Source organism: Paenibacillus oryzisoli (genome assembly GCF_050467285.1).
GTDB classification, from domain to species: Bacteria; Bacillota; Bacilli; order Paenibacillales; family NBRC-103111; genus Paenibacillus_E; species Paenibacillus_E oryzisoli_A.
This window is the reverse complement of the sequence record NZ_JBCMUN010000010.1, coordinates 34,327-59,152: the sequence shown is the minus strand read 5'-3', so window position 1 is coordinate 59,152 and position 24,826 is coordinate 34,327. Positions and strand designations below refer to the sequence as shown.

The following is a 24,826-nucleotide window of genomic DNA, read 5'->3' as shown; positions in this document are numbered from 1 at the left end:
TCACCCACAATTTTCCACTAGATGCAGCCCTCACCCCTACTCCCCTTGCCCTCCATCGCTCGCCGTCTCGACCAACCCGGAGCCTTGACGAAACACGCGCGCCTCACCCGCTACTCCGCATCCCGCCGCAAGCCGGCCCGGCGATGCGCCGCATCGCGGTACTGCTTCGGCGTGAGGCCGATTTCTTTTTTGAACACGTGAAAAAAGTGCGAAATATCGCCGTACCCGGTGGCTGCCGCAACTTCAGTCACAGTCAGCGTGCTTGCGATCAGCAGCCGCTTGGCTTGGCTGAGGCGGTACTCCGTCAGAAACTGGCCGATCGTCATGCCGGTCGTTTCTTTGAACAGTGTGAACAGCTGTGAGCGGGATACCGGGAAGCGCTGGACGAGCTCGCGGGTTTGGATGTTCTCCTGGTAATGCCCGATGAGATAGGCGAGCACATCGCCGATCAGCTGCGGTGCGTCGCGCTGCACGTCGTGTGCGGCGGCTTCCGTTTGCAAGCGCAGCAGCTCCAGCATGAGCGCGCTGACGTTCTTCACGACTGCCAGTTCGTAGAGCGGGCTGCGAGCCGCCAAATTCTCCGTCAGCTCGGCCAAAATGCCCTGTATCGCCAGCAGTTGCTGCGGCGTGAGGAAGTAATGGCTGGCATCGGGATGCTCTGCAGTCAGCAGGCGCGAAATGGACAGGCTTGATGCCGAGCAGAGGCTTTCCATCCGCTCCAGGTAGGACTCGTCCAGCGCCAAGACATACCGGTGAAACTCAGGGCTGTTCCCGTGATACGGGCGGTGCAGCACGTTCGGATGGATGATGGTCAGCGAGCCCGCATGAAGCGGCAGCAGCCGATCCCCGACGACATACGAGCCGGAGCCTTCCAACACGAGATAGATCTCGTAGCCGTTATGCGCGTGGAGCGTAGGCTGCTGCAAAGGCTGGATCCGATATTCACAATGAACGGGATATTCGATTAGAAACTCGTTCGTATAGTCGTCAATGGCGTAAGACGGGGCAGGGAGAGTCTCTCTTTTTTCATACAATGTCATTGGTTACCTAAACCAGCCCTTCCGCCAAAACCAGGCGAACATCCAGATCCCGATGCCAAGCATGATCAACAGCACGGTGTAATAGCCCCAATGCCAACCCAGCTCCGGCATATTCACAAAGTTCATCCCGTACAGCCCGGCGATAAATGTCAGCGGCATGAAAATCGTCGTGATGACCGTCAATGTTTTCATAATGGTGTTCATCCGGTTGGCGTTGAGGGAAATATAGCTGTCCCGAATGTCCGCCGTGATCTCGCGGTTGGAATCGATCATCTCGGAGAGCTTCAGCAGGTGGTCGTGAATATCGGTAAAAAAGAGCAAATGCTCTTTAAGCTGCTCGATGCGATCGGTCGAGATGACCCTGTACAGCAAGTCGCGCATCGGGACGATGGTGCGGCGAAGCTTGAGCAGCTTGGAACGGATTTCGAACATATCGCGCATGAGAGTGTCGACGGATTCGGCTTCCATAATACTTTCAATCTCATCAAGCTGGTCTTCCAGCTGATAGACGCATGGGAAATATTGATCGACGTGGTTGTCCAAAATCAGATACAGGGCATAGATCGGCCCTTCCTTCCGCAGCGCCTCCTGCTGGGAAATGCGGCTCCAGGCATCTTCGATTTCCCGAGAACTGATCTTATGGAACGTTACGATGAAACGGTTGCTGAGAAAGACGTCGACCTCTTCGGCTTCCAGTGTCCTGGGATCAATCGCGTGCATGACAAAAAAATGCATGTCCCCGTAATGATCCATTTTCGGTCGCTGCAATAAATGAAAGCAATCCTCAATCGCCAGCGGATGAAAATGAAAATGATCCCGCAGGAGCAGCGCCTCTTCGTCCGAGGGACTGTCAAAATCGACCCAGTACCACTGGATCTGCGGACCATCCAACTCCGCTAGGGGAACGTCGTGCAGTAATTGATTGTCGGATGAGACAGCGAGTGTACGTATCATATAAAAACTCCTTGACGGCGGGTTTCGGCGCAGGTATTCCCTTTATTTTACCATAAACGCGAAAAATCTTAGAAAATGACAACTCGATCTTCGTTTTTGCCTAGTGACGCTGCGGTACTCTATTTATAATAATAGGGATAACCGCAAATGGCTAGGAGGATCGCGATGATTACATCACGGCTTACACGTAATTGGGAATATGTACAAAGCTCCTTGGGCGGCCCTTGGGAGGCATGGCGTAAAGATAAATTAAACAATCATTACAACTTGGCCTGGTCGGAGGTGGAGCTTCCGCACTGCTTCAATGGCCTCGACGCGATGGACCCGGATGCGCCTTATTATCAAGGGCAGGGCTGGTACCGAACGCTGCTCGAGATCGAAAATCCGTATCCGGGAGGAAGAACGCTGCTGCATTTTGAGGGCGCGGGTCAGCGGACGGATGTGTATGTCTATGAGGATCTCATCGGCAGCCACGTTGGCGGGTATGATGAGTTTACGATCGATATTACCGACCGCGTGCAGCAGGGGAATTTTCCTTCTTATTATAATGGCAAAATTCCGGTTGCGTTAAAATGCGACAACACGCGGAACCTGGAGACGATTCCGTCGGATGTGAGTGATTTTAATTTATACGGAGGCCTGTACCGCTATGTGAATCTGGTGTACGTGCCAAAGGTGTCGGTCGAGACGCTGCATGTGGTGTCGACGGCGACGGCGGAGCGGGCGGAAGCTGCGGTGCATGTGAAGCTGTATCGGCCTAGCGTAGCGGATGACAAACAGGTGCGCATGCGGTTGCAGGTGCGCGACGGTGCTGGGCGGCAGGTCTATGCAACTGAGTTAGAGCGGGCGGCCTGGGATGGAAGTCAAGTGGTGGCGGAGTTTCAAGTGGCGCAGCCGCAGCTCTGGAGCCCGGATACACCGAACTTGTATACATGCGAGCTGACGCTTGGCGACGGCGAAAGCGAGACGGTGCGGACAGAGCGGTTCGGGTTCAGATGGTTTGAGTTTGAGCAAAAAGGGCCGTTCTATCTGAACGGCGAGCGCCTGCTGCTGCGCGGCACGCATCGTCATGAGGATCATGCGGGCGTCGGCGCTGCCATGACGGAAGCGATGATCAAGGAAGAAATGCAGCTGATCAAGGACATGGGCGCGAATTTTATTCGCCTCGGTCACTATCAGCAGTCGCGGATTGCGCTGGAGCAGTGCGACGAGCTTGGGCTGCTCGTATGGGAAGAAATCCCATGGTGCCGCGGCGGTTTGGGCGGCGAGGGGTATCGTCAGCAGTGTAAGGATATGCTGACCGCGATGATCGAGCAGCATCGGAATCATCCTTCTATCATTTTATGGGGCATGGGCAATGAGAATGATTGGGAAGCGGATTTCAGCCATTGGGATGAAAATGAGATTCGCGACTTCATGCGGGAGCTGCACGAGCTGTCGCATAAATTGGATGACACGCGTCTGACGGCGATTCGCCGCTGCGAGTTTTGCAAAGACATTATCGACGTATACTCGCCTTCCATTTGGGCTGGCTGGTACCGCGGGGTGTATCCGGAATACGAGGCGTATACGCGGGTCGGCTTTGAAGGCACAGAGCGCTTTCTGCATGTGGAGTGGGGCGCGGACAATGTGGCCGGGCGACATGTGAGCAAGCCGTACACCGGCTTCGAGGAAATTCAGCAGGGGCAAGGCGCGGACGAGCGCGACGGCGACTACTTGCTGACCGGCGGCGATCCGCGTGTGTCGATGCTGGGGGATTGGTCGGAGACGTATTTTTGCGACATGATCGACTGGTATCTCCGTGCGCAGGAGAACATGCCTTGGTTGACGGGGACGGCGCAGTGGTCGTTCAAAGATTTTTCCACGCCGGTGCGGCCGGATTCGCCGATTCCTTATCTGAATATGAAGGGCGTTGTCGAGCGCGATTTCACGAAAAAAGAAGCCTACTACGTCTTTCAATCGTACTGGTCGAAGACGCCAATGGTGCGTATTCACGGCGGTGGCATGGAGGTGCGGGCAGGCCGCGCCGGCGATGAGCAGCTCATTCGCGTGTACGCGAACTGCACTTCGGTCGAGCTGGTGGTGAACGGTGTGAGCGCCGGTACACGGGAGCGCCGCGTGCAGGATTATCCGAGCGCTGGGCTGCGCTGGAGCGTGAGATTGCAGCCAGGCGTGAATCATCTGGTTGCCTTGGCACGGGATGAGCAGGGGGTTGTTGTTGCACAGCATGAAACGACATTCCATTATCAGACGGAAGCCTGGGAAGCGCCGGCTGAACTGCGTTTGACGGCGCAGCCGGAGGCAGACGGACGTGTCCGCCTGGAGGCGAAGGCGTATGACAAGCATGGCGTCTTTTGTGCCGACTCGGCGGTGCGCGTGCATTTCGGGCTGGCTGGTGTCGGCCGGCTGCTGGACAACCTAGGCACGGTGCGCGGCTCGCGCAATATCGAGCTGGCGAACGGTCGGGCATGCATTTACGTCGATCCGCGCGGCGGCAAATCTGTCGCTTCCGTCTATGCGGAAGGATTGGACACGGCCTTTGTGGAAATAAAAGGATAAACAAATCTTTGACGGGAAAGGGAGAACGAACATGAATGTAAATGCGTTATGGCCGACCCTGCAAGCGAAAGTGGACAGCATGATCGCGCAAATCGGAGATAAATCCCCCCACGTGGAAAAAGGCGGCGTCTACGACGACATGCGTCTCGATTGGTGGACGTCCGGTTTCTGGCCAGGGCTGCTGTGGATTATGTACGATGTGACGAAAGAAGAGAAATACAAGCAAGCCGCTTGGGAGTGGGACGCGAAGATCGAAGCTTGCTTCCTCCGCGACAACAATTTTCACCACGATGTGGGCTTTCAATTTCTGCCGACGGCCGTGGCTAAGTATAAAATGACCGGCGATCCCGACGGACGCCGACGCGGCTTGTTCGCCGCGAACTTCCTCGCGGGCCGGTTCAATCAGGCGGGACAGTTCATCCGCGCCTGGAATCAGGACAAAACCGGCTGGGCGATCGTCGACTGCACGATGAACATCCCGCTGCTGTTCTGGGCGGCCGAAGAGATTGCCGATCCGCGCTTCAAGCAAGTCGCGATGTCGCACGCGGATACGGTGCTGGCGCATTTCGTGCGGCCGGACGGCTCGGTGCGGCACATCGTGTCGTTTGACCCGGCGACCGGCGAGTTCATCGAGTCGCTCGGGGGCCAGGGCTTTTCGCCGACGTCGTCCTGGAGCCGCGGACAGGCATGGGCGCTGCACGGCCTTGCCGCTGTGTACCGCTACACCGGCGAGGCGCGGTATCTCGAAGGCGCGAAGCGCGTCGCGCATTACTTTATGGCGAACACGACGGTCGATCCGGTGCCGGTGTGGGATTTCCGCACAGCGGACGGCGACACGCTGAAGGACACATCCGCGGGCTCGTGCGCCGCGTCCGGGCTGCTGGAGCTGGCGGCGGCCGTGCCGGCCGACGAGGCGGAGCTGTACCGCGGTCAAGCGACCCGCATCCTGGATGCGCTGACGCAGGGCTACGCGGATTTCGAGGGCGCGCGTGAGTCGATTTTACGCGAAGGCACGGGCCACAAGCCGGCCGGGCAAAACGTCGACGTCGGCCTGATCTATGGCGACTATTATTATGTAGAAGCGCTGGCCAAGCTGAAGGGCTGGGCGCAGCGGATTTTTTAGGGGTTCTTTCGCCCGTCACAGGGCGGCGAAGGTTGAGGAGGCTCGACACCGGTTGCGGTGTCGGGCCTTTTTTGCCTTGAAGCGGCTCTAAGCCATCGGTAAACGCTCACGTCCATGCAAGCAAGGCGAAGCTGGTTATCATGAATGAGATGCGCGTTGACATCCGTATACGAGAATAATGGATATTGCCCCCGCCCTGCTCACCCTTGTATGGTGGGGTCGTTGAACCGGCAGGCTGGTGGACTGGCTGTCGGTAACTACCTGCAGAATGGGAGCGATGAAGATGAGTAAAAAACTGAGAATTGGCATTGCCGGAACCGGCAATATTTTTCGTGTGGCGCATGCGCCTGTGTTGGCTGAGCATCCGGAAATTGAGATTGTTGCAGCTTGCGATGTGAATGAGGAACGATTGCGGACTCAAGGCGCGCAGTGGGGCATTCCGCATTTATACACGGATTATAAGGAGATGCTCGCGAAACATCCTGACCTGGATTTTATTGACATTTGCACGTCCAATAAATATCACAGCGACATTGCCGTGGCCGCACTGGAAGCGGGGATCCACGTCTTCTGCGAGAAGCCGGACGCAATCTCGCCGGAAGAGGCGAGCCGCATGGCGAACGCAGCAGAGCAGTCCGGCAAGCTGCTGATGACGATGCGGAACAATCGCTTTCGCCCGGCGATTCAATTTCTGAAGAAATATGCTGCCGCCGGGCATGCCGGCGACATCTATACAGGCCGCTGCGGCTGGGTGCGGCGCAGGGGCATTCCGGGCAAGGGCGGCTGGTTCACGACGAAGGAATTGTCGGGCGGTGGGCCATTGATCGACTTGGGGGTTCATTTTATCGATGTGGCGGTGTGGCTGATGGGCAATCCGCGACCGGTCGCGGTCGTCGGGGCGACGTATACGAAGTTCGCGGAGACGTCGATTTCCGATTCGGCGCACAGCCAATTCGGCGAAGCGTCGGCTGACGGGACGTTCAATGTCGAAGATCTTGCGTCCGGTTTTATCCGCTTTGATAACGGCGCGACACTGCACATTGAGTTCAGTTGGGCGTCGAATGTTGAGGAGGAAGTCAATTTCGTTGAGCTTCGGGGAACAAAGGCAGGCTTCAGCTTCAAAGGCGGCGAAACGAAGCTGTTCACCGAAATTGAGGGCACGCTGTGCGACATCACGCCAAAGCTGGCTAAGGATCATCATGGACATGCTGAGCATATCAAGCATTTTATCGACTGCGTACAAGGCAGGGACAAGCCTATTCTCGTGCCGCAGGACGGCGTGCATATGATTCAGATTTTGTCGGCGATCTACGAGTCGGCCCGCACGGGTGCGGAAGTGAAGCTGTAACCGAAGGAGGGGCTGCTGCGGCAGCTCCTGTTTCGTTCGCAGGGGCGGTGGCGTGCGTGTGACAGATTTTATTTCAAAGGAGGCATTACCATGATTCGAGATGGCGTATATTTCCATCATGTTGCAGAAATCGAGGAGGCCACGGGCGGCGCGCTCAAGCTGTACCGCTTCCCGGCGGCGGTGCGTCACGCGCTGTCGGATCGCGGCCGCTGGGTCGCGGAGGAAGCGAGCGGCTGCGAGGCACGCTTCGTGACGGACGCGCAGACGCTGCGCGTCGCGGTTCGCATCCCCGAAACGGACGGGGATGTATTCGTGTTCTGCGGCGGCTTGTTCCACTCGCAGCACCGGCTGCAAGCCGGCATCGCCCGCACGCTGCAGCTCGAGGCGCCGAAGCGGCTCGCAGCGGTGCAGCGGGAGCCGCTGCTTGCCTCCGGCTTTGCGCCGGAGGTGTGGCGTGTCATCTTCGGTCGCTACACGGTCGAGTGGGGCGGCGTGCAGACGTTCGGCCGCCCGCTGCGGCCGCCGCAGACGCATGAGCAGCCGCGTACGAAGTGGCTTGCGTACGGCTCGTCGATCACGCACGGCATGTACAATCAACCGATGACGTACATTCAGCAAGCCGCCCGCCATCTGGGGCTGGACGTATATAACTGCGGGCTCAGCGGCTCCTGCCTGTGCGAGCGCGAGGTCGCGGATTTTCTCGCCGCCCGAAACGATTGGCAGGTCGCCCTGCTAGAGCTTGGCGTGAACATGCGCGACCGTTTCACGCTGGAGCAGTTCCGTGAAGCGACAGGTTACCTGCTCGACCAACTTGTACGCAAACACCCGGCAAAGCCGATCTTCCTCATCACGATCTACCCGAACTTTGCGACCTACTATGAGTCGGACATCACGGACAAGGATCGTCAATTTAACGAGATCCTGCGCGAGCATGTCAGCAGGCGGAACCACCCGCATCTGCATCTGATCGAGGGCGAGCAGGTGCTGGACGATTTTTCGGGCTTATCGGTCGATCTCGTTCACCCCGGCGAGTATGGTCATATGCGCATGGCGCACAATCTCGCGAGCCATATGCGCACCGTTTTAGCGGGCTACCCTGATCTGTAAGCGATTAACGAGAAAGTTGTAGATGTCCAGACAGGGCGGAATCGATTAGAATAAGAGGTACTTACTGATTACTTGACGCACAGGAGAGATGACCATGCCCAAAAAATGGCTGTACCGCTTGATCATGTCCTACATTCCCATTTTTTTTGCGGTCATTTTCTGCCTGATGCTGCTGTTTTTTATGACGCTTAGCGATCTGATTCGCAACCAGACGATCAAGGCCAACGAGGTGTTTGCCGGCCAAGTGATGCAAATTGTGGATTCGACGCTCAAAAATATCGACACTGTCGCCTCCAAGAACCTGCTGCTGAACAACAAGGTCACCGCATATTTTGATGCGCCCGGCGATCAGCCTGTATACAGCTATTACGAGCTGACGGAGGAACTGCAGGATTTTCTAGCCACCGTGCCGATGGTCGAGTCCGTCTATCTGTACCGGGAATCCGATGCCAAAATCGTGATGCAGCACTTCTCCTCTGATTTAGCAACCTTCGGGGATAAGGCATTCATTGCAGAAGCGATGCAGGCCCGAACACCGTTCATGTGGAGCGATTTGCGCATTTTTTCACTGTTCAGCGATGACGATCAGTCCAAGCGGGTCATTTCTTTAGTCAAAAAAGTACCCTACTACTCCGGCGAGCAAGGTCTCATCGTCCTGAACGTGCGGGCGGATTCGCTTTACGATCTGCTGCGCGATATGAAAATCGAGGGCGTATCCTCCCTATGCATGGCCGATGGCAGCGGGAATAGCTTTGAAGGTCTCGGTCGGCAGTGCGGCCAGGCAGACAAGGCGGCCGATGACGACACGCAGTTGAAATCCGCTTACACGAACTGGACGCTGCATATCGGCATGAACCAGATGGGCTTGTTCGCTTACGTCTCCAAGTTCTCGTACCTGTGGGTCATCCTCGGCTTCGTGACGATCGTCGGCGGCATGGTCGCGATGACGTACATTTCTCACTGGCATTATCGTCCGCTCGATCAGGTGCTGAACCGGATTTCCTCGTTCTCGGAGCACCGTAACTCTTTGGCTAAAAGAGACGCAGGCGAAGATGAGTTCGCCTTCATCGACAAGTCGCTCGAGAACCTCATCGAACATACGAATCATTACGACAAGCTGCATGCCGAGGGCATTCTGCATCGGCGGATACAGTTGTTCAAGGAGCTGCAAGAAGGCACTGTCGTGCTCGCGATGCCTGCCCTTCGCAACGAGCTTGAGAAGATCGGTATGCCGGAGGCGTTTGACCGACTCGGCGTCGTCATCATCGAAATCGACTATTATGCTGCGTTCGCTGCGGCTTATTCGACCCGCGACCAGTCGCTGTTCAAATTTACGCTGCGCAGCGCCATTCAGGAGATTGCCGACGCCGAGGGTGAACGGCTGTGGACGGAATGGGTCGCTCCGCATCGGTTAGGACTTATGTACCGGCAGGAAGGCGGCGCTCGCGAGAAGCAGCTCCAGCTGAAAATCAAGATGATGGCCGACCGTGCCAAAGGCTGGGTGGACGAGTATCTGAAATTCACGGTGACCATTGGGATCGCCGAAATTGTGCAGGATGCCGAGGCGCTGCCGAACGCCTTCAAGCAGGCGGTCACCGCGCTGGAGCGCAAAGTCTCGCTCGGCCCGGATCTCGTGTACATTTACGATGCCCAGTGGGATACCGTCGCAGCAGGCGCCGGCATGCCGGCACTGCTCAAAAGCATGTCGGAAGCTGCCCAGTTGTTCCGCATCGGCAATCCGGAGTGGGAAGGGCTGCTGTTGCAGGCGTTCAGCACCATGAGCTCCGGCATCTATGCCCAGCGCGATTTGGCTGCGCTCATGGAACGGCTGAAAGCAGACATTGAGCAGGAAATCGCCGAGCTGCCGCTGGAATTCCAGGAGCATTGGCGCTCGGCGGGAGCGACGCATGTGCAGGCGATTCCCGACGACTTCGAGTGGGTCGGGGACGCGCAGGCCAAGGCAATCCCGCTGCTGCACGAGGCGCAGGGGGAATTGCAGGGGCTCCGCATGAACCGCGAGCAATACACACTGGCGTCGAGTGTGAAGGCGTACGTAGCGGAGCATTATGCGAACCCGGACATTTCGCTCGCGCAGGTGAGCGATGAATTCGCGGTGAATGTGAAGACACTCAGCCGCATTTTCAAGGAAGAAATCGGGGAAAAGTTCGTGGACTACCTCGCGCGCATCCGTATGGATCACGCCAAGCAGCTTCTCGAGGAGACAGCCGAACCGGTGCAGGAAATCGCAGAGAAGGTCGGCTATCTGTACCCGATGTCGTTCATCCGGGTGTTTAAGAAAATTGTTGGGACGACGCCGGGGGATTATCGGAAGGCGATGGATGTGAGGAAATAATTGTATAAGATGCGAAAGAAGGCTATCCCCCGTTATGGTGGATAGCCTTCTTTTTTATAGGCGGTATTACCCTGTAACCACACGCAAATTTTGTTCTGCTTCCTTAATGCGCTCCAGGTTCTTACGATTGTTGACTAGCAGCGATTGCAAGGTAGCCGACAGTTCTTGCAAGGTTGCGGAAGCTTCCTCGGAGATGGCAGCCAGGTTGTTCGTCGAGTCACTGATGGTTACGGACGAGGAGCTGATACGGTCCATAAGAGCGCCATAGCTTGTGGAAAGGTCCTTAAGCATGACAACGGAATCCGTAATTGACACGAAGGCTTGCTTAGTATTACCGGTGATTTCATTGCTTTGCTGCATGCGCAGTGAAACTTGATCCATTCTGGCGCGAGTCTGGTTAGATAATGCCGTGAACTCTTGCAATTGTTCGGAGATGCGAATCGCTGACTTGGCCGTCATATCCGCCAGCTTGCGAATTTCGTTGGCAACAACGGCAAAGCCTTTGCCATGCTCACCCGCTCTCGCCGCCTCAATGCTGGCATTGAGAGAAAGCAGGTTGGTCTGATTGGCGATATCCTGAATAGTATCGCTGAATTGGCTTGTTTCATTTAAACGCTCAATCAGAGAGGCTGTGTCCTGCGAAACCGCTTCGATATCTTGGGTAAACGCGGAGAACGTATCGGAAAGCTGCTCCATGTGGCCGCGTCCTTCATTGGACAGCAAAGCGGCTTCGCTTGTTTTTCCTAACAGAGTTTGAATCGAATCGGACATTTCTTTAATTAAATCATTCATATGATTGACAGAATCATTAATGGCCAGCGTCGAGTCGACTTGGTCGCCGGCTCCTGTTGAAATATCCTGAAAAGCGCTGTTCATTTCGTCGAAGGAAGCATTGTCTTCCTCACCTGATTTGGTTATTGAGTGCAGATGATCTGTGACCAAGGTGATCTGTTTGGTGGCGATATCGCGCTGCTCCTGCTGAAGGGCAAGGAATTTTTCTGCCTGCGTGCGCGCTTCTTCCATGCTTTTATTCATATAACCGGAGACTTTCAAAACGGCAAACATAAGAAGGCTAAAAAGGAAAAAATAAATGAGATACGTAGGGACTGTTGTCGGATCGATGTGCAAAGCATCTTTTTGCCCGATGAATTGATAAAGCACCAGGCAAAGTCCCCATGCGGCAGAGATGAGCCACGGCAGCATTTTCATAAAAATCAGCGCCATAATCATCATGTAATAGATGGAAAAAATGTTCATCGCATCCGACTTGTTGATGAGTTGAACGGTGGTAGAGATCCCGCTGGTGATAACCGCGAAATAGCATAAGTAATGGATAAACTTTCTGGTAAAGTGCAGATAAGCGAAAGTTAACCAAATGAGCGTTTCGAAAATGAGCGTAAATTTTAGACTGAAATCCATTCCGCCTGTGCCTAAAGCAAACACACTCATATAGATGAGTAAAGCGGTTGCAGTAATGGCGAGAAAGACAACAAAGTTTCGCCGAATGACATCTTGATCTCGAATGGACAACTGTCTAGCTTTCGTTTTTTCATGGTTGTTGAACATAGCTGTAATACTCATCTTCATCCCCCAATTTGTATGCAGAAGTATCTGTCTTCTTAATTGTAACAAGTTTCTTCATAGCCTCGAGGAATTCCTTTAAAAATGAATCCAAGCGGTTATTATGGCATCCTCCACATATACGAGAATATTGGATATTGCCCCATAGCGGCACTCGGCGGTATCGTGAGGTCACCAAGGCAAAGCGCAAGAGGAGGAGCAACATGCTGGACACCAATCCACATCTAGAAGCAGCTAAGCAGCAAGGACAGGCGCGGGCGGCAAGCGAAGCGAATGCGAAGGCGGCGCCCCGCAGGTTCAGCCGAAGACTACGGCAAAACATTCCGTTATGGACGATGTTTCTCCCCGTGGCGGCTTTCTACATCATTTTCAAATACACGCCGATGGTGGGACTTGTGATTGCTTTTAAAAACTACAATTTCTACGAAGGCATCTGGGGCAGTCCCTGGGTCGGGCTTCAGAACTTCGAGAACTTGTTCACGCAAGCGCAGTCCGTGCAGATTATTCGCAATACGTTGGTGCTTAGTATTCTGACTGTTTTTGTTGGCTTTCCGTTTCCGATCGTCCTGGCTATTCTGCTTAATGAAGCACGCAAAATGTGGTTCAAGCGTCTCGTGCAGACGCTTGTCTATCTGCCCCACTTTTTCTCGTGGGTCATTGTCGGCGGCATCGTGATCACCCTGTTCTCCCAGGGCGGGATCATTAATACCTTCGTGGCGAAGCTGCTCGGCGAGCCTTACGCCTTTCTATTTCACGAGTGGTCGTGGATCACGATTTTCCTCGGCTCAGGGGTGTGGAAGGAAGCGGGGTTCAGCGCGATCATCTATTTGGCAGCGCTCACGACGATTGATCCGAGTCTGTACGAGGCGGCGAGTATGGATGGCGCAAACAAATGGAAACAGACGTGGCACATTACGATTCCCGGCATTTCCCCGACGATTATACTGATGCTGATTCTGGCAATGGGACATGTGATGGAGGTCGGCTTCGATCAAGTATATGTGCTGCAAAATTCGATCGTATCCAGCGTATCGGACGTTATCTCGACATTCATCTATCAAACGGGCTTGCAGGGCGGCCAGTTCAGCTTGACGACGGCGCTTGGGTTGTTCGAGTCGTTGGTTGGTCTGACCCTCGTCGTCATCACCAATGCGATCGCGAAGCGGTTCAACCGCCAGTTGTGGTAAGAAAGGAGGGACTCCATTGAAACAATCTACAGGCGAAAAAGTGTTCTACGGCATCAATTATATGATTCTTGCTTGCGCCGGGCTGCTGTGCTTCCTGCCTCTGCTGCATCTCGCTTCGTTGTCCCTCAGCGGCAAGGATGCGGTGCTGTCAGGCTTCGTCTATCTGTGGCCGGTGGAATGGACCACGGACTCCTACGGTCTTCTGTTTGAAGGGACGCCTGTCGTGCAGGCTTTCTTCAATAATGTAACGATAACCGTCGTCGGGACTGCGTTAAGCATGTTGTTCACGGTGCTGGCGGCGTATCCATTGTCGCGCAAAGTATTCTACGGGCGTAAATTTCTGACGCTGGCGATTGTATTTACGATGCTGTTTCAAGGCGGGCTGATACCGACGTATCTGGTCATCAAGCAGCTTGGCCTGATCGATTCCTATGGTGCCCTCTGGCTTCCGGCGTTAGTGAGCACGTTCAATATGCTCATTATGCGGTCCTTTTTTGAGAATATTCCGGATGAGCTGGAGGAAGCGGCCCGCATGGACGGGTGCGGGGAGTGGAAGCTGCTGCTGCGCGTCATTTTGCCGCTGTCGCTGCCGATGATCGCCACCATTGCGCTGTTCTACGGCGTGCAGTATTGGAACGCTTTTTTCAATGTGATGATCTATTTGAACAGTCCGGAGAAATTCAATCTCACGGTGCTGATCCAGCAGATGATTCGCAGCCAATCGCTCGTCACGGATATGAATAACCTGGGGCCGGAAGAAATCGTTCACGTTACCCCGGAGGGTATGAAAGCAGCGGGCGTTATCGTCATGACACTACCGATGCTGATTGTGTATCCGTTTATCCAAAAATATTTCGTGAAAGGGGTGATGATCGGCGCGATTAAAGGGTAATGACGCAAGGAACATGCCATATTACAATGTAAGCAGCGAAACTAACCTCGGGAGGGTCAATAGGACAATGAGACAAAAACGATGGACTGGACGCGCAACAGCAACGGTAGCGGTCGCAGCGGCACTTGCCGTGGTGGCAATCGGGTGCGGATCGAAGGATGACACATCAACGGCGAATTCGCCAAAGGCAAGCACGTCGGCGGCACCGGCCAAACGCGGAAACATTACCGCATCCTTGTATGATCGAGGCAATATTCCCGCTGAAGAAGGCACCATTGTTAACAACCGCTGGACGAAATGGGTGAACGAGAAGGGGCCGAACGATGTGAAATTTGTGCCGATCCCGCGTTTTGAATCCCTGCAAAAATACAATGTTTTGTTCGCATCGGGCTCGGCGCCAGATATGATCTTCGAGTTCGACAAATCGTATCTCGGCCAGCTATACAATCAGAAGCAGCTTATGCCGCTTGACGACATCATCTCGAAATACAGCACGGAATACAAGGCAAGGCTGGAGAAATATCCGGCGCTGAAAAAAGCAACCACTATGCCGGACGGCAAAATGTATTTGCTCGGCAGACCGTACAACAACGATCCGAACCACTACCTGTTCATTCGTGCCGACTGGTTGAAAAAGCTGAATCTCCAAGTGCCAACGACGGCGGATGAACTGTTCAATGTCGCGAAGGCGTTTGCGGAGAACGACCCGGACGGCAACGGGAAGAAGGATACGCAGGGAATCGGGCTGAGCTTTATTACCGGCATTGTTTTGAACCACATGTTCGGCAACGGCTTCACCCTGTTCGGTACCGACCAGCTGCCTTGGGATCTCAAGGACGATCACGTCATTCATGACTGGGATCGTTTGCAAGCGGCGATTGCGTATCAGAAGAAAATTTACGATGCGGGCCTGACCGATAAAGACTTCGTCACCGATAAAAATGGCGCCAAATCCGCCCAAGATTGGATGGCGGGCAAAGTGGGCATCTATGGAAGCTCGCTCCCGACCAAAAACTACGAAACGCTCAAGAAAAACGTGCCTGACGCGGAAATTATTCCGATCGCTCTGCCGAAAACCGAGTTCGGCTCTTTCAGCCCGCTGCTGAACAACCCGATCGCCGTAACAGGCGCCATCAATGCGGCTGCGAAAGACCCGGAAGCGATTGTAAAGGAAATCGATTTCATGGCGAGCGACGCCTTCAAGAATACCGTGAACAACGGTCTGGAAGGAGAGCACTACAAGAAGGGCGCCAACGGCTGTCCGGAGCCGATTGATGCGGAGAAAACGAAGAAAGAAGTCAGCTACATCGCCGATCTGAACATGCTGGCATCGCTAGCGAAAGATAGCTGCACGGGTCTTGAGAACAAAGCAAACCCGACGGCCATTGAGAAAGATATGATCAAAGCGGTGCAAGAAGGACGCAAGGCGTATGTCGATCCGAGCCGTCCGATGCCGGGCATTACGCATAAGGATTTCTTGCCGTTGCTCCCGCAGGATCTTACGCAAATCAATGCCAATGCGAATAAAACGATTCTGGATCTTGCTACGAAAGCCATTGTAAGCGGCAGCAGCTACACGGTGGAGCAGTTCATCCAGGAAGCGAAAGCGGCTTGGGACAAAGCCGGCGGTCCGAAAGTCGATGCTTTCTACGAAGAGTGGTATCAGGCAAATAAGAAAACGGCGATTCTCATGAAAGACATTTACGAAATCAAATAAAGTGCAGAGGAGAGATACCATGCACACCAGAGTAACGGATATTCACGCGGTAATGGAGGCTGTTTTTCAACAGGAAACGAGAGGGATTCTTCTGGAAGACGCGATGGTTCGCTTCGACAGACCCGGCCATACGCGCGAAATTGCCCATCTTGGCTACTGCCACGAAGGCCGGCATACGGCGCACTATTACACATTCGGCACTATGCTTGGGCAGCTTGATGAAAGAACGGGGCTTGAGATTTTGCGGGAGCTTGCGAAGCTCCAAATCACAGATACAGCCTCGCCTTCTTACGGCGGCTTTCGCTGGTATCGGGAAGAGCGGCAGGTGAATGATACGAATGCGGCATTTTTCATTTTGCGTCCGCTCGTTATTCTCGCTTTCACCTATCCGGAGGTGATTCCGGCCAGTCACTGGGAAGTGATCTCGCAGATGCTGCGCCATGCCGGCGCCTGGTTCAGTCACGAGTGCAGGGAGCCGATTCTGTATTACCCAAATAAAATCATCAGCGACGGCGCGATGCTGCTCGCGATTTCACATCTGCTGCACGATGAGACGTATCTAGCGGAAGGCATTGCTTTCTTTGAAAAATGGGAAGACTACACCGCGCGCAGAGGCTGGGGCTGGGGCGAGAACATTTCCCTCGTGTATTTGGCGGTCATTCTCAATGCGCTGCAAGTTGCGAGCAAGGTCTTTGCCGCTCACGGCCATGGACTGGAGGCACGAATGCAGGCGCGCATCGAAGAGATTTTGAACTTTCTCCGATTTCACGACGGCCAAGAAATGGTGCCCACGATCCGCAGCTACAACTTTGCGGGCGAGACCGTCCGCTTTGACCTCGCCTGGGCGGTTGCCGGTGTGGCGAAGCTCGAGGATGTGCCTGTGGAGATGCTGACGATGAACCATCTGCTTATGCTGCTGATGTTCAAGGATCGGCTGCCGGAGGCGTTGCAGGCGAAGCCTGCCGTTCCTCGCGTTCGCGTGGATCGGGTATTTGACGAGAGCGCCGCTTACAGCTGGATCGGCCGCACGACGAGACTGGGCAGCCTGAACCGCTTCCCGGTGATCAAAGGCAGCTATCAATGGCAGGATTGGGGGCTCGGCTGGCAGTCGTTCCCGGTCAGCTTCAGCGTGGCCGGTGAGCAAGTGAGCTACCTGCGCTGGTACGTCGACCTCGGTGACGAAGTGCGGACGCATCCGGGTGAAACGTACCGAGTGTCCTACTTGAAGCCGGCGCTGTTTCGCGAGACGTACTTCCCGGGCGTTGAGACGCGATCGGCGCAGCATGAGCACTGCCTGCTGACCGTGCGCAGCATGGATGCGGTGAACCACCATGCCGCCGAGCTGGCCGATGAATGGGTCATTCATCGGTTTACGGGCGAGCTTGCGGAGATTGTGACGGCAGCGGAAGGCCGCACATGGTACGTGCTGCGGTACCCGCATACGGCCGTTGCGGTGACGGCGCTCAGCGGGATTCGCGCTGGCGAAGCGGCAAGGGGGCCGATAGCTGTAACAATCGAGCGTGAGGCAGAGCCGGATCGGATCAAGCTGCGCCAGGTACTGTGGCGGGGCGAAGCGGGAACGGTGCAGCAGCCGCGTTTAGAGGCGGGCTGGGCGGTAATCTCGCTTGAGGCTGTTCCGGCTGAGGACATTGACGCCTACCTGGAACAGGTGCGGATCGAAGATCGGTCATTCGCTGACGGAGAATCGCCACGCACGCCAAGTACCTATATTCGGGACATCACAATGAAGATCGGAGGGCGGAAAGCCGTTCATTTGCAGGTGGATCCTTACCAATAAAGCGGGAACGCCCCCATTCGCGATATACGGGAAAGTTGAATATTGCGAATGGGGGCTTCCGCATCTTATGGTTACAAACAGTTTCACATTTTAGATGAAAAGGTGGGAGGTTCATGTTTGCCCAAAAGACCGTATTGACAAGAAAAAATGTATGCGCTTTCCTGTTGGTGGTGGCGCTGCTCATGCTCTCGCTTCCGGTGGGTGGAAGCTTGGTATTGGCGGAAGGCAGCGAGGTGTTCAGCGAAAATTTCGATAGTTCGACGCTCGGGCAGAAGCCTGCAAGCTGGACGGGCAATCCGCCCGCTGCGGATGCCAGCGCGCCGACGCCGTACGTTGCGAAGGCGACTGTCGAGACGCTGGCTGGCTACGATTCGCAAACGCTCAAGTTCGAGAAGAACGGCAAATCCACTGGCAATTTGCTGCTGGAGCGAGCTTTTGCCGCTTCGGGCGCGAAATCCGTGTTGACGTACAAGGTGCGCGCCGAGCAGACGAACGCAGCGGTGTATTTGCCTTGGCCGAAAAGCGGCACGACAACGTTAGCCAAGCTCGCGCTGAACGGCGGTAATTTTCAGTATATGAAAAAAGGCGCTTCCACATGGACGACGATTCAGCCCTATGCGAGCGGAACGTGGTACAACATCAAGCTTGTCCTCGATGCGGATAGCGATACGTTCACGCTGTATGTGAATGGAGAGAAGCTGCTAACGAACGAGTCGATGACGGATGGGGGCGAGTTGACGTCTTTTTCCCTAGGCTTGTACAAGGATAGCGTCGGGATCGCCTATTTTGACGATTTTAAAGTCGTCAATTATGTCCCGGTCACATCCGCGTCATTCTCACAGAGCAGCTATGCGCTGGAAGTCGGTGAAAGTCAGGCATTGCCATTCACGCTGGCGCCGACGGATGCGACCGACCAGACTGTCGCTTGGACATCGAGCAACCCGGGGGTTGCGACGGTAACCGGCACCGGCGTTGTGACGGGCATTTCCGCCGGTTCGGCGACAATTACGGCGCAGCCGGGGGATGGACTCGCAGCCGTTACGGCGACCGTGGAGGTCAGCGCTTCGTCCACTGGCGCAGCGGTTGGCGACATCCTGTCGGTGTCGTTCGACGGTGAATCAACCGGGGCAAAGCCGGCCGACTGGAAAGTGCCAGCGCCATCCGCTGCCGTAGACCCTGCGCCGAATCCTTATATTTTAAGCGCAACAGTGGCGGAACTGTCCGGTTATGAGGGCAAGCTGCTTCGGTTGGATAAGAACGGGAAGTCGACGGCTTCCTACAACATTGAGAAAACGATCATGGGTGCGACCTCCAAAATTACGATGACGTACAAAGTCCGCGCTGAGCAGACGGAAGCCGTCTTTTACCTGCCATCGCTGAAAAGCGGCATTACCGGCAGCACGGCCTTGAAATTTGCCTTGAATGGCGGTCAATTCACGTATATGAAGCAGGGCGGCACCGCGTGGACGAACATTCAACCGTTTGTGAGCGGTGAATGGTATGACGTCAAGATTATGCTGGATGCCGATAGCGGATTATTCGATTTTTACGTGAACGGGGTGCCTAAGCTGTCCCGCGAGCCGATTGAAATCGGTGGCGCTCCAATATCATTTTACCTGGGGGTGTATAAGGACAGCATAGGGACGGCGTTTTTTGATGATTTCAATATCTTTTCGTACCAAGCGGCCGCAAGCGCTTCTTTCCCGCAAATGTCTTATGACGTGGTCAAGGATGACAGTGTATCCCTGCCGTTGACGTTTGACCCGGTAAATGCGACTGTGCAGAGCGCGACATGGACATCCGATCATCCGGAGATCGCTTCGGTCGATGAGAGAGGCGTCGTCAAAGGGCTTCAAGCCGGCACAGCTACGATCACGGCGCAGCCTTATGAGCCGATTCCCGCCGCTACGGTCACGGTGAATGTCATCGAAGTCCCGATGACCGGGATTACGGTAACAGGTCCGGCGGCGGTCATGCCAGTGGGCTCTCGCACTTATGCGAGTGCCGTGGTGCTGCCTACGAATACGACGGAAAAGAAGCTGATATGGAGCACACTCGACGCAAGTGTCGCCACGGTTGATCGGTACGGTGAGTTGACCGCAGTGGGAGCAGGAACGACGAAGGTGATTGCAGCTAACGCAGCCGGCACGATCAGCGGCGAAGCGACGGTCACGGTGGTGACTCGTACGGTGCAGCAGTCGCTCTACGTCTCGCCGAGCGGCGATGACGGCAATCCGGGCACGCTTGCGGCGCCATTCCGCACAATCGGCCGAGCGCAGTCGGCGGTTCGGGACTTGAATGGCAGCATGACTGGCGACATTCATGTGATTCTGCGCGGAGGGACGTATACGCTGAGCGATAAGCTGAGCTTTAACGAGCTGGATTCCGGGAGCAACGGATATTTTGTCAGCTATCAGAGCTATCCGGGCGAGGAAGTGGTGGTGAGCGGCGGTCAGCGGATTACGGGCTGGACGATGTATGACAGCGCCAAAGGTATTTACCGGGCGCAGGTCGGGACGGATTTTGCAACGAGACAGCTCTATGTGGACGGGGTGCGCGCCGTTCGGGCGAGAAGTGCCGGAGGACTTACGAATGCGACGAAAATTGCGACAGGCTACACGTCAGACGACACGTTCCTAGCCGGGTATAGCCGGGTGGGCGATCTGGAGATGGTGTTCCAGGATTTATGGTCGAACTCCCGGGTGAAGGTACAATCCGTTGATGTCGTAGGCGGGAAGGCAAACATTGTGATGCAGAATCCGGGCTGGACGGCCGTCTCAGTGCGCGGTCTCTCTTCGGCGACGGTTCCGGTTTATTACGAGAATGCCTATGAACTGCTGGATGAAGCGGGCGAGTGGTATTTGAATAACGGGGACGGTTACTTGTATTACAAGCCGAGGTCTTGGGAGGATTTGAATACAGCGGAAGTGACGGCCCCTGTCCTCGAACAGCTGATGGAGATTAAAGGACAATCGGCGGATCTGCCGGTTCGCAATCTTCAGTTCCAAGGCATCAAGTTTATGTACACGACCTGGATGCGTCCAAGTACGAACCTGGGGCATTCCGATGCCCAGAACAACTATCTTCGCTATTCGGGCACGCCGGATGAACTGCCGGATGCCACGATTGAGGTGGAGCTGGCGAATACGGTCAATTTTATCGGCAACGATTTTGCCAAGCTTGGCATTACGGGGCTGATTATGCAAAATGGTGTGCAGAACAGTTTAATGGAAGGAAACCGTTTCTACGATATTTCGGGCGGCGCGATTTCCGTGGGGCAGCCGATTTCCAGCGATCGGCAGTACTACAACCCGGCGGACCCGCGCATGATCATGAAAAACGACGACATTCTGAACAATCTGATCTACGATATTGGTGTGGATTTCAAATCGGCTTCGGCAATTTCGGCCGGGTTTCCGCTCGATATGGACATTTCGCACAACGAGATTTACAACATTCCGTACAGCGGCACGCATATCGGCTACGGTTGGGATAAAAATTTCGACCCCGTTACGGACAACGTCAGGATCGAGGACAATATGATTTACGATCTGATGGGCAAAGGCGTGCGCGACGGCGGGGCGATCTACAGCTTGGGTACGACCGGCGCGAGTCCGGAACATAAAAATCTCGTATCCGGCAACTACATCCGCAACCAGATGGACGACAGCGCCGTGCTCTATGCGGATCAATCCTCTGCTTACTGGCGATATGAGAACAATGTGATCGATCTGAATGAATCTCCGCCATGGCACGGCTCCAAGCGTTGGGCAATGGCATGGACGAACTTGATTCACGATTTGGATTTTGTCGGAAACTATACGACGGATGGTTACTATGTGAACGCGGGCGTGAACAATACATTCGTCGGTACGACCGTGGTACCGGATGCCCAATGGCCGGCAGGCGCGCAGACGATCATCGCCAATGCCGGGATCATGCCGTTTTTTGCAGCGTTGGGAGAGGGCATTGTTTCGCGATGGTCAACAGATCGCGTCAATCTGGCTGTGGGCGGCTCAGGGCAGGTTGCGGTTACAGCCAAAAACGGCAAGGATCAGCTGCTCGGAACAGCAAGCTCGAAGCTCTATTATGAATCCCTCGATCCTACTGTCGCCGTTGTTGACGGCACGGGATTGGTGACCGGGATTGCGACGGGGAACACGAAGGTGCGCATCAGCATCGTAAACGGTACGGTACTGCGGCAGTTGGAAGCCGATGTGTTTGTCGGCGACAGCTTGACGGATATTCGTCTCGACGATACGACAGGCAATCTGTTGTTTGCGCAGGCTGGCACCTCGCAGCAGCTTCACGCGTACGGCAACACGTCGTTTGGCAACCGGACGGAGCTGGAGCATGTGACGTTCACATCGCTGACGCCGGATGTTGCTGAGGTGTCGGCCGAAGGGCTGCTGACCGCGCATCAGACAGGATCGGCCATTCTAGTGATGAAGGGCGAATTCCTGGGCCAAGAGCGGGAAGGGGACTACCATGTTAAGGTATGGGCCGATGGATCGGAGGAGCTGTACCCTTTCCGGGATGAAATTACGAATGTGAACGGCTGGTACATTGCGCCGACAGCGGTGAACAATGTGCAGACGGGGCAGGACAGCATTACAATTACGACACCGAACAGCGGGCACGCCGTGTATCAAGGACGGCAATTCATGAACGAACTCATGGACTTTCAGTTGAAAATCAATGCCACAACAAGCTGGTATGCCTTGCTTTTCGGGAAGCAAAGCAGCACATTGAGCTACAGCCACGGTGATGAGGACAATTATCTGGTCGTTATTTCTGACGCGGGCATCGAACTGCAGCGCTACAACAAAGCGCAGCGTACCGTCATTTACGGGACGATTGCAGGCTATACGGCTCTGGCGGGACCGGCGATTCCGAATACGATGCTGCCGTTCAACACGGAGCATCATGTGCAGCTTGGGACTTTCAAGGAATCGGGTGGCGTTCGGATCAAAATGCTGGTCGATGGCGTCGAGATCATCAACTACTTGGACACCACGCCGGAGGCGATTGCGAAGCCGGGTTATTTCGGCATCGTCTCCAGGAACGGAAGCTTTACGTTTCGTTCTTCGGATGAAGCGGAGCAGCGCGTTGTCGGTTTACTGATGGATGGCCCATCTGCGCTGCAGGCGGGAGAAAGCGGGCAAGTGATAGTGCGGGCGATGAATGACGCTGGTGAAGTGTTTACACCTGTTACAGGGGTAACATTTGTGAGTTCGCATCCGGAAGTTGCTGGTGTGGATGTGGTCACAGGGAGCGTCTATGCGGTGGAGGCTGGGACAACTCAGATTACTGCGACGTATGGTGGCGCTTCGCAGAGCCTTGAATTGCTGGTGAGCGGGGAGTCGGCCTTGACATGGCCCGCATCCGCTTGGGCGAGCGGCGCTCCGCTGGATAGCGGGCGCGCACAGCTGCAGTGGGGCTTGCCGGGCGGGGTACCTGCCGGGATGACCGGCTTTGCCGTGTATCAGCGCAGTGTGACGCAGAGCGTGTACACGCAGGTGTATGCAGCGGGACTGAGCAGCTACAGCGTGACCGGGGATGTGTACGACTATACGGTGACCGGCTTACTGGCGGGTACGACGTATGTGTTCCGGATCGCAGGGCTGGATGGAACCGGGGGTGTCACTGCTTCGGGCCTTTCGGTGACTATCCCCATGCCTCAGGAAGGCGCGACATCGCCGAGCAGCGGTGAAAGCCCGCCTGCTGGCACATCTGCGGCTGCCACAGTACCTGCACCGCAGCCGTCAGCGGAGTCTATCGCGGATGGCGTTCGGATTGCGGACGGCGGGCTGGAAGTTCGGGATTGGGTGCTGTCTGGCGGTACGCACGGGAAGCAGGTGACAGTTGCGGCGACAGTTTTGGAGAGTGCCGTTGCGCAGTTGAAGGATGGTCATCAAGTCATCGCCATTCCTGCTAATGCAGCAGGCGGAGCAGTATCGGTTGTGCTGCCGATGGGCCCCCTTGCTGAAGATGGCGCGCGAGATGTGGAGCTGCGGGTCGAAGGCGACGGGATGACCTATACCCTGCCGCTGCAGGCGCTGGATGTTAGCAGCCTTGCGAAGTCACTGGGTAGTCGACCGGAAGAGGTTAATCTGCGCATTACAATGCAGCCAGCTGAAGGCGGTACGGCTCAACAAGCACTGACCCGAGCGGGCGTGACTGCGGTTTCGGCCGTTGTTGATTTTGCCGTAGCCGTGGAGGGCGGCGGTCGCACGGTGGAAGTGAAGCAGTTCGGCAGCTATGTGGAAAGACGTCTGCAGGTGCAGTCCGGATTGCACGCTGATCAGGCGACTGCGGTGCGCATGGATGAGAACGGCCGATTGTCCTTCGTGCCGATGATTATTGCAACCGAGAACGGCACAGCGGTTGCCATACTCAAACGCAAGGGCAACAGCACCTATGCCGTCGTGCAGGCGCAGTCCGGTCACGACTTTGCCGACATGGCGGGGCACTGGGCGCAGCAGGATGTCGCGCTTATGGCCGCCAAGCTGCTAGTCGATGGCCGCGATGCACACAGCTTCGCGCCGGACGCGCCCGTGACACGCGCGGAGTTCGCGGCGCTGCTCGTGCGCGCGCTCGGACTTGACGATGCGGTCGGATCGCCGTTCGGCGATGTCCGCGCATCGGATTGGTTCGCGGGCGCGGTCGGCGCCGCCGCCCAGGCCGGTCTCATCGACGGCCTGGGGGATGGCCGCTTCGCGCCCGGGGACGCCATCACGCGGCAGCAGATGGCGGTGATGCTTGTGCGCGCGGCAGCTGCCGCAGGCGCTGCCGGTGCAGGCTCCGGCGCGGCAGCGGAGCCCGCGTTCGCGGACGCGGCGGGCATCGCCGCGTGGGCGCAGGCCGCCGTGGGCGATGCCACGGCGCTTGGGCTGCTGAGCGGCGAGCCCGGCGGCCGCTTTGCACCGCAAGCGCCGACGACGCGCGCGCAGGCGGCGGTGGCCGTGAAGCGCCTGCTGCAGCAGGCAGGCTTCATGAACTAGCTCCTCCTGTGCCCTGTAACAGGGAGAAGCATTTTGTAACACAATTGGAATATTTCTGTTACAGTCCTCTAACATGCAGGAGGTATTATAATAAGCAAGACCCCCTTTTTTAATATAAACTTTGGACCCGGCCCCGTTGGCTGGGTCACTTTTTTTATTGACA

Annotated in this window: 13 protein-coding genes; 10 read left to right on the top strand and 3 right to left on the bottom strand. The window is 55.7% G+C overall.

What is annotated here, in order from left to right:
• Window positions 1-110 precede the first annotated feature (110 nt).
• Window positions 111-1,034, bottom strand: a complete 924-nt coding sequence (locus tag ABE504_RS18615; RefSeq protein WP_430091447.1) for a helix-turn-helix domain-containing protein — start codon at window positions 1,032-1,034, stop codon at window positions 111-113.
• A 9-nt stretch (window positions 1,035-1,043) separates the two neighbouring features.
• The gene (gene corA / locus ABE504_RS18610) at window positions 1,044-1,994 is read right to left on the bottom strand and encodes a magnesium/cobalt transporter CorA (protein WP_430091446.1); all 951 of its coding nucleotides are present in this window, start codon (window positions 1,992-1,994) and stop codon (window positions 1,044-1,046) included.
• Window positions 1,995-2,159: 165 nt separating this feature from the next.
• Between corA and ABE504_RS18605 the strand changes: the two genes are divergently transcribed.
• The 5 genes from ABE504_RS18605 (at window position 2,160) to ABE504_RS18585 (ending at window position 10,484) form a co-directional block, all read left to right on the top strand.
• Window positions 2,160-4,553: a glycoside hydrolase family 2 TIM barrel-domain containing protein gene (locus ABE504_RS18605; RefSeq protein ID WP_430091444.1), complete on the top strand. Its 2,394-nt coding sequence runs from the start codon at window positions 2,160-2,162 to the stop codon at window positions 4,551-4,553.
• Between the two features lie 31 nt (window positions 4,554-4,584).
• Entirely contained in the window at window positions 4,585-5,676 is a 1,092-nt protein-coding gene (locus ABE504_RS18600; RefSeq protein ID WP_430091442.1) for a glycoside hydrolase family 88 protein, read from the top strand.
• 283 nt (window positions 5,677-5,959) lie between these two features.
• Window positions 5,960-7,024 (top strand): Gfo/Idh/MocA family protein, encoded by a 1,065-nt coding sequence (locus ABE504_RS18595; protein ID WP_430091440.1) that lies wholly within the window; start codon window positions 5,960-5,962, stop codon window positions 7,022-7,024.
• Between the two features lie 249 nt (window positions 7,025-7,273).
• The gene (locus ABE504_RS18590) at window positions 7,274-8,131 is read left to right on the top strand and encodes an SGNH/GDSL hydrolase family protein (protein ID WP_430091439.1); all 858 of its coding nucleotides are present in this window, start codon (window positions 7,274-7,276) and stop codon (window positions 8,129-8,131) included.
• Between the two features lie 94 nt (window positions 8,132-8,225).
• The gene (locus ABE504_RS18585; RefSeq protein WP_430091437.1) at window positions 8,226-10,484 is read left to right on the top strand and encodes an AraC family transcriptional regulator; all 2,259 of its coding nucleotides are present in this window, start codon (window positions 8,226-8,228) and stop codon (window positions 10,482-10,484) included.
• A gap of 66 nt (window positions 10,485-10,550) precedes the next feature.
• Here ABE504_RS18585 and ABE504_RS18580 read toward each other — a convergent pair whose 3' ends face one another.
• Window positions 10,551-12,065 (bottom strand): methyl-accepting chemotaxis protein, encoded by a 1,515-nt coding sequence (locus tag ABE504_RS18580; protein WP_430091436.1) that lies wholly within the window; start codon window positions 12,063-12,065, stop codon window positions 10,551-10,553.
• A gap of 335 nt (window positions 12,066-12,400) precedes the next feature.
• Between ABE504_RS18580 and ABE504_RS18575 the strand changes: the two genes are divergently transcribed.
• The 5 genes from ABE504_RS18575 to ABE504_RS18555 all read left to right on the top strand — a co-directional run bounded on the left by ABE504_RS18575 (window position 12,401) and on the right by ABE504_RS18555 (window position 24,663).
• On the top strand, window positions 12,401-13,252 hold the full coding sequence (locus ABE504_RS18575; RefSeq protein ID WP_430091674.1) for an ABC transporter permease: 852 nt from the start codon (window positions 12,401-12,403) through the stop codon (window positions 13,250-13,252).
• A gap of 16 nt (window positions 13,253-13,268) precedes the next feature.
• Window positions 13,269-14,144 (top strand): carbohydrate ABC transporter permease, encoded by an 876-nt coding sequence (locus tag ABE504_RS18570; protein WP_430091435.1) that lies wholly within the window; start codon window positions 13,269-13,271, stop codon window positions 14,142-14,144.
• Between the two features lie 67 nt (window positions 14,145-14,211).
• Window positions 14,212-15,861 carry an extracellular solute-binding protein gene (locus ABE504_RS18565; protein WP_430091434.1) on the top strand — a complete coding sequence of 550 codons (1,650 nt, stop codon included), beginning with the start codon at window positions 14,212-14,214 and terminating at the stop codon, window positions 15,859-15,861.
• 19 nt (window positions 15,862-15,880) lie between these two features.
• On the top strand, window positions 15,881-17,659 hold the full coding sequence (locus tag ABE504_RS18560) for a hypothetical protein (RefSeq protein ID WP_430091432.1): 1,779 nt from the start codon (window positions 15,881-15,883) through the stop codon (window positions 17,657-17,659).
• Window positions 17,660-17,772: 113 nt separating this feature from the next.
• On the top strand, window positions 17,773-24,663 hold the full coding sequence (locus tag ABE504_RS18555; protein WP_430091431.1) for an Ig-like domain-containing protein: 6,891 nt from the start codon (window positions 17,773-17,775) through the stop codon (window positions 24,661-24,663).
• Window positions 24,664-24,826 lie beyond the last annotated feature (163 nt).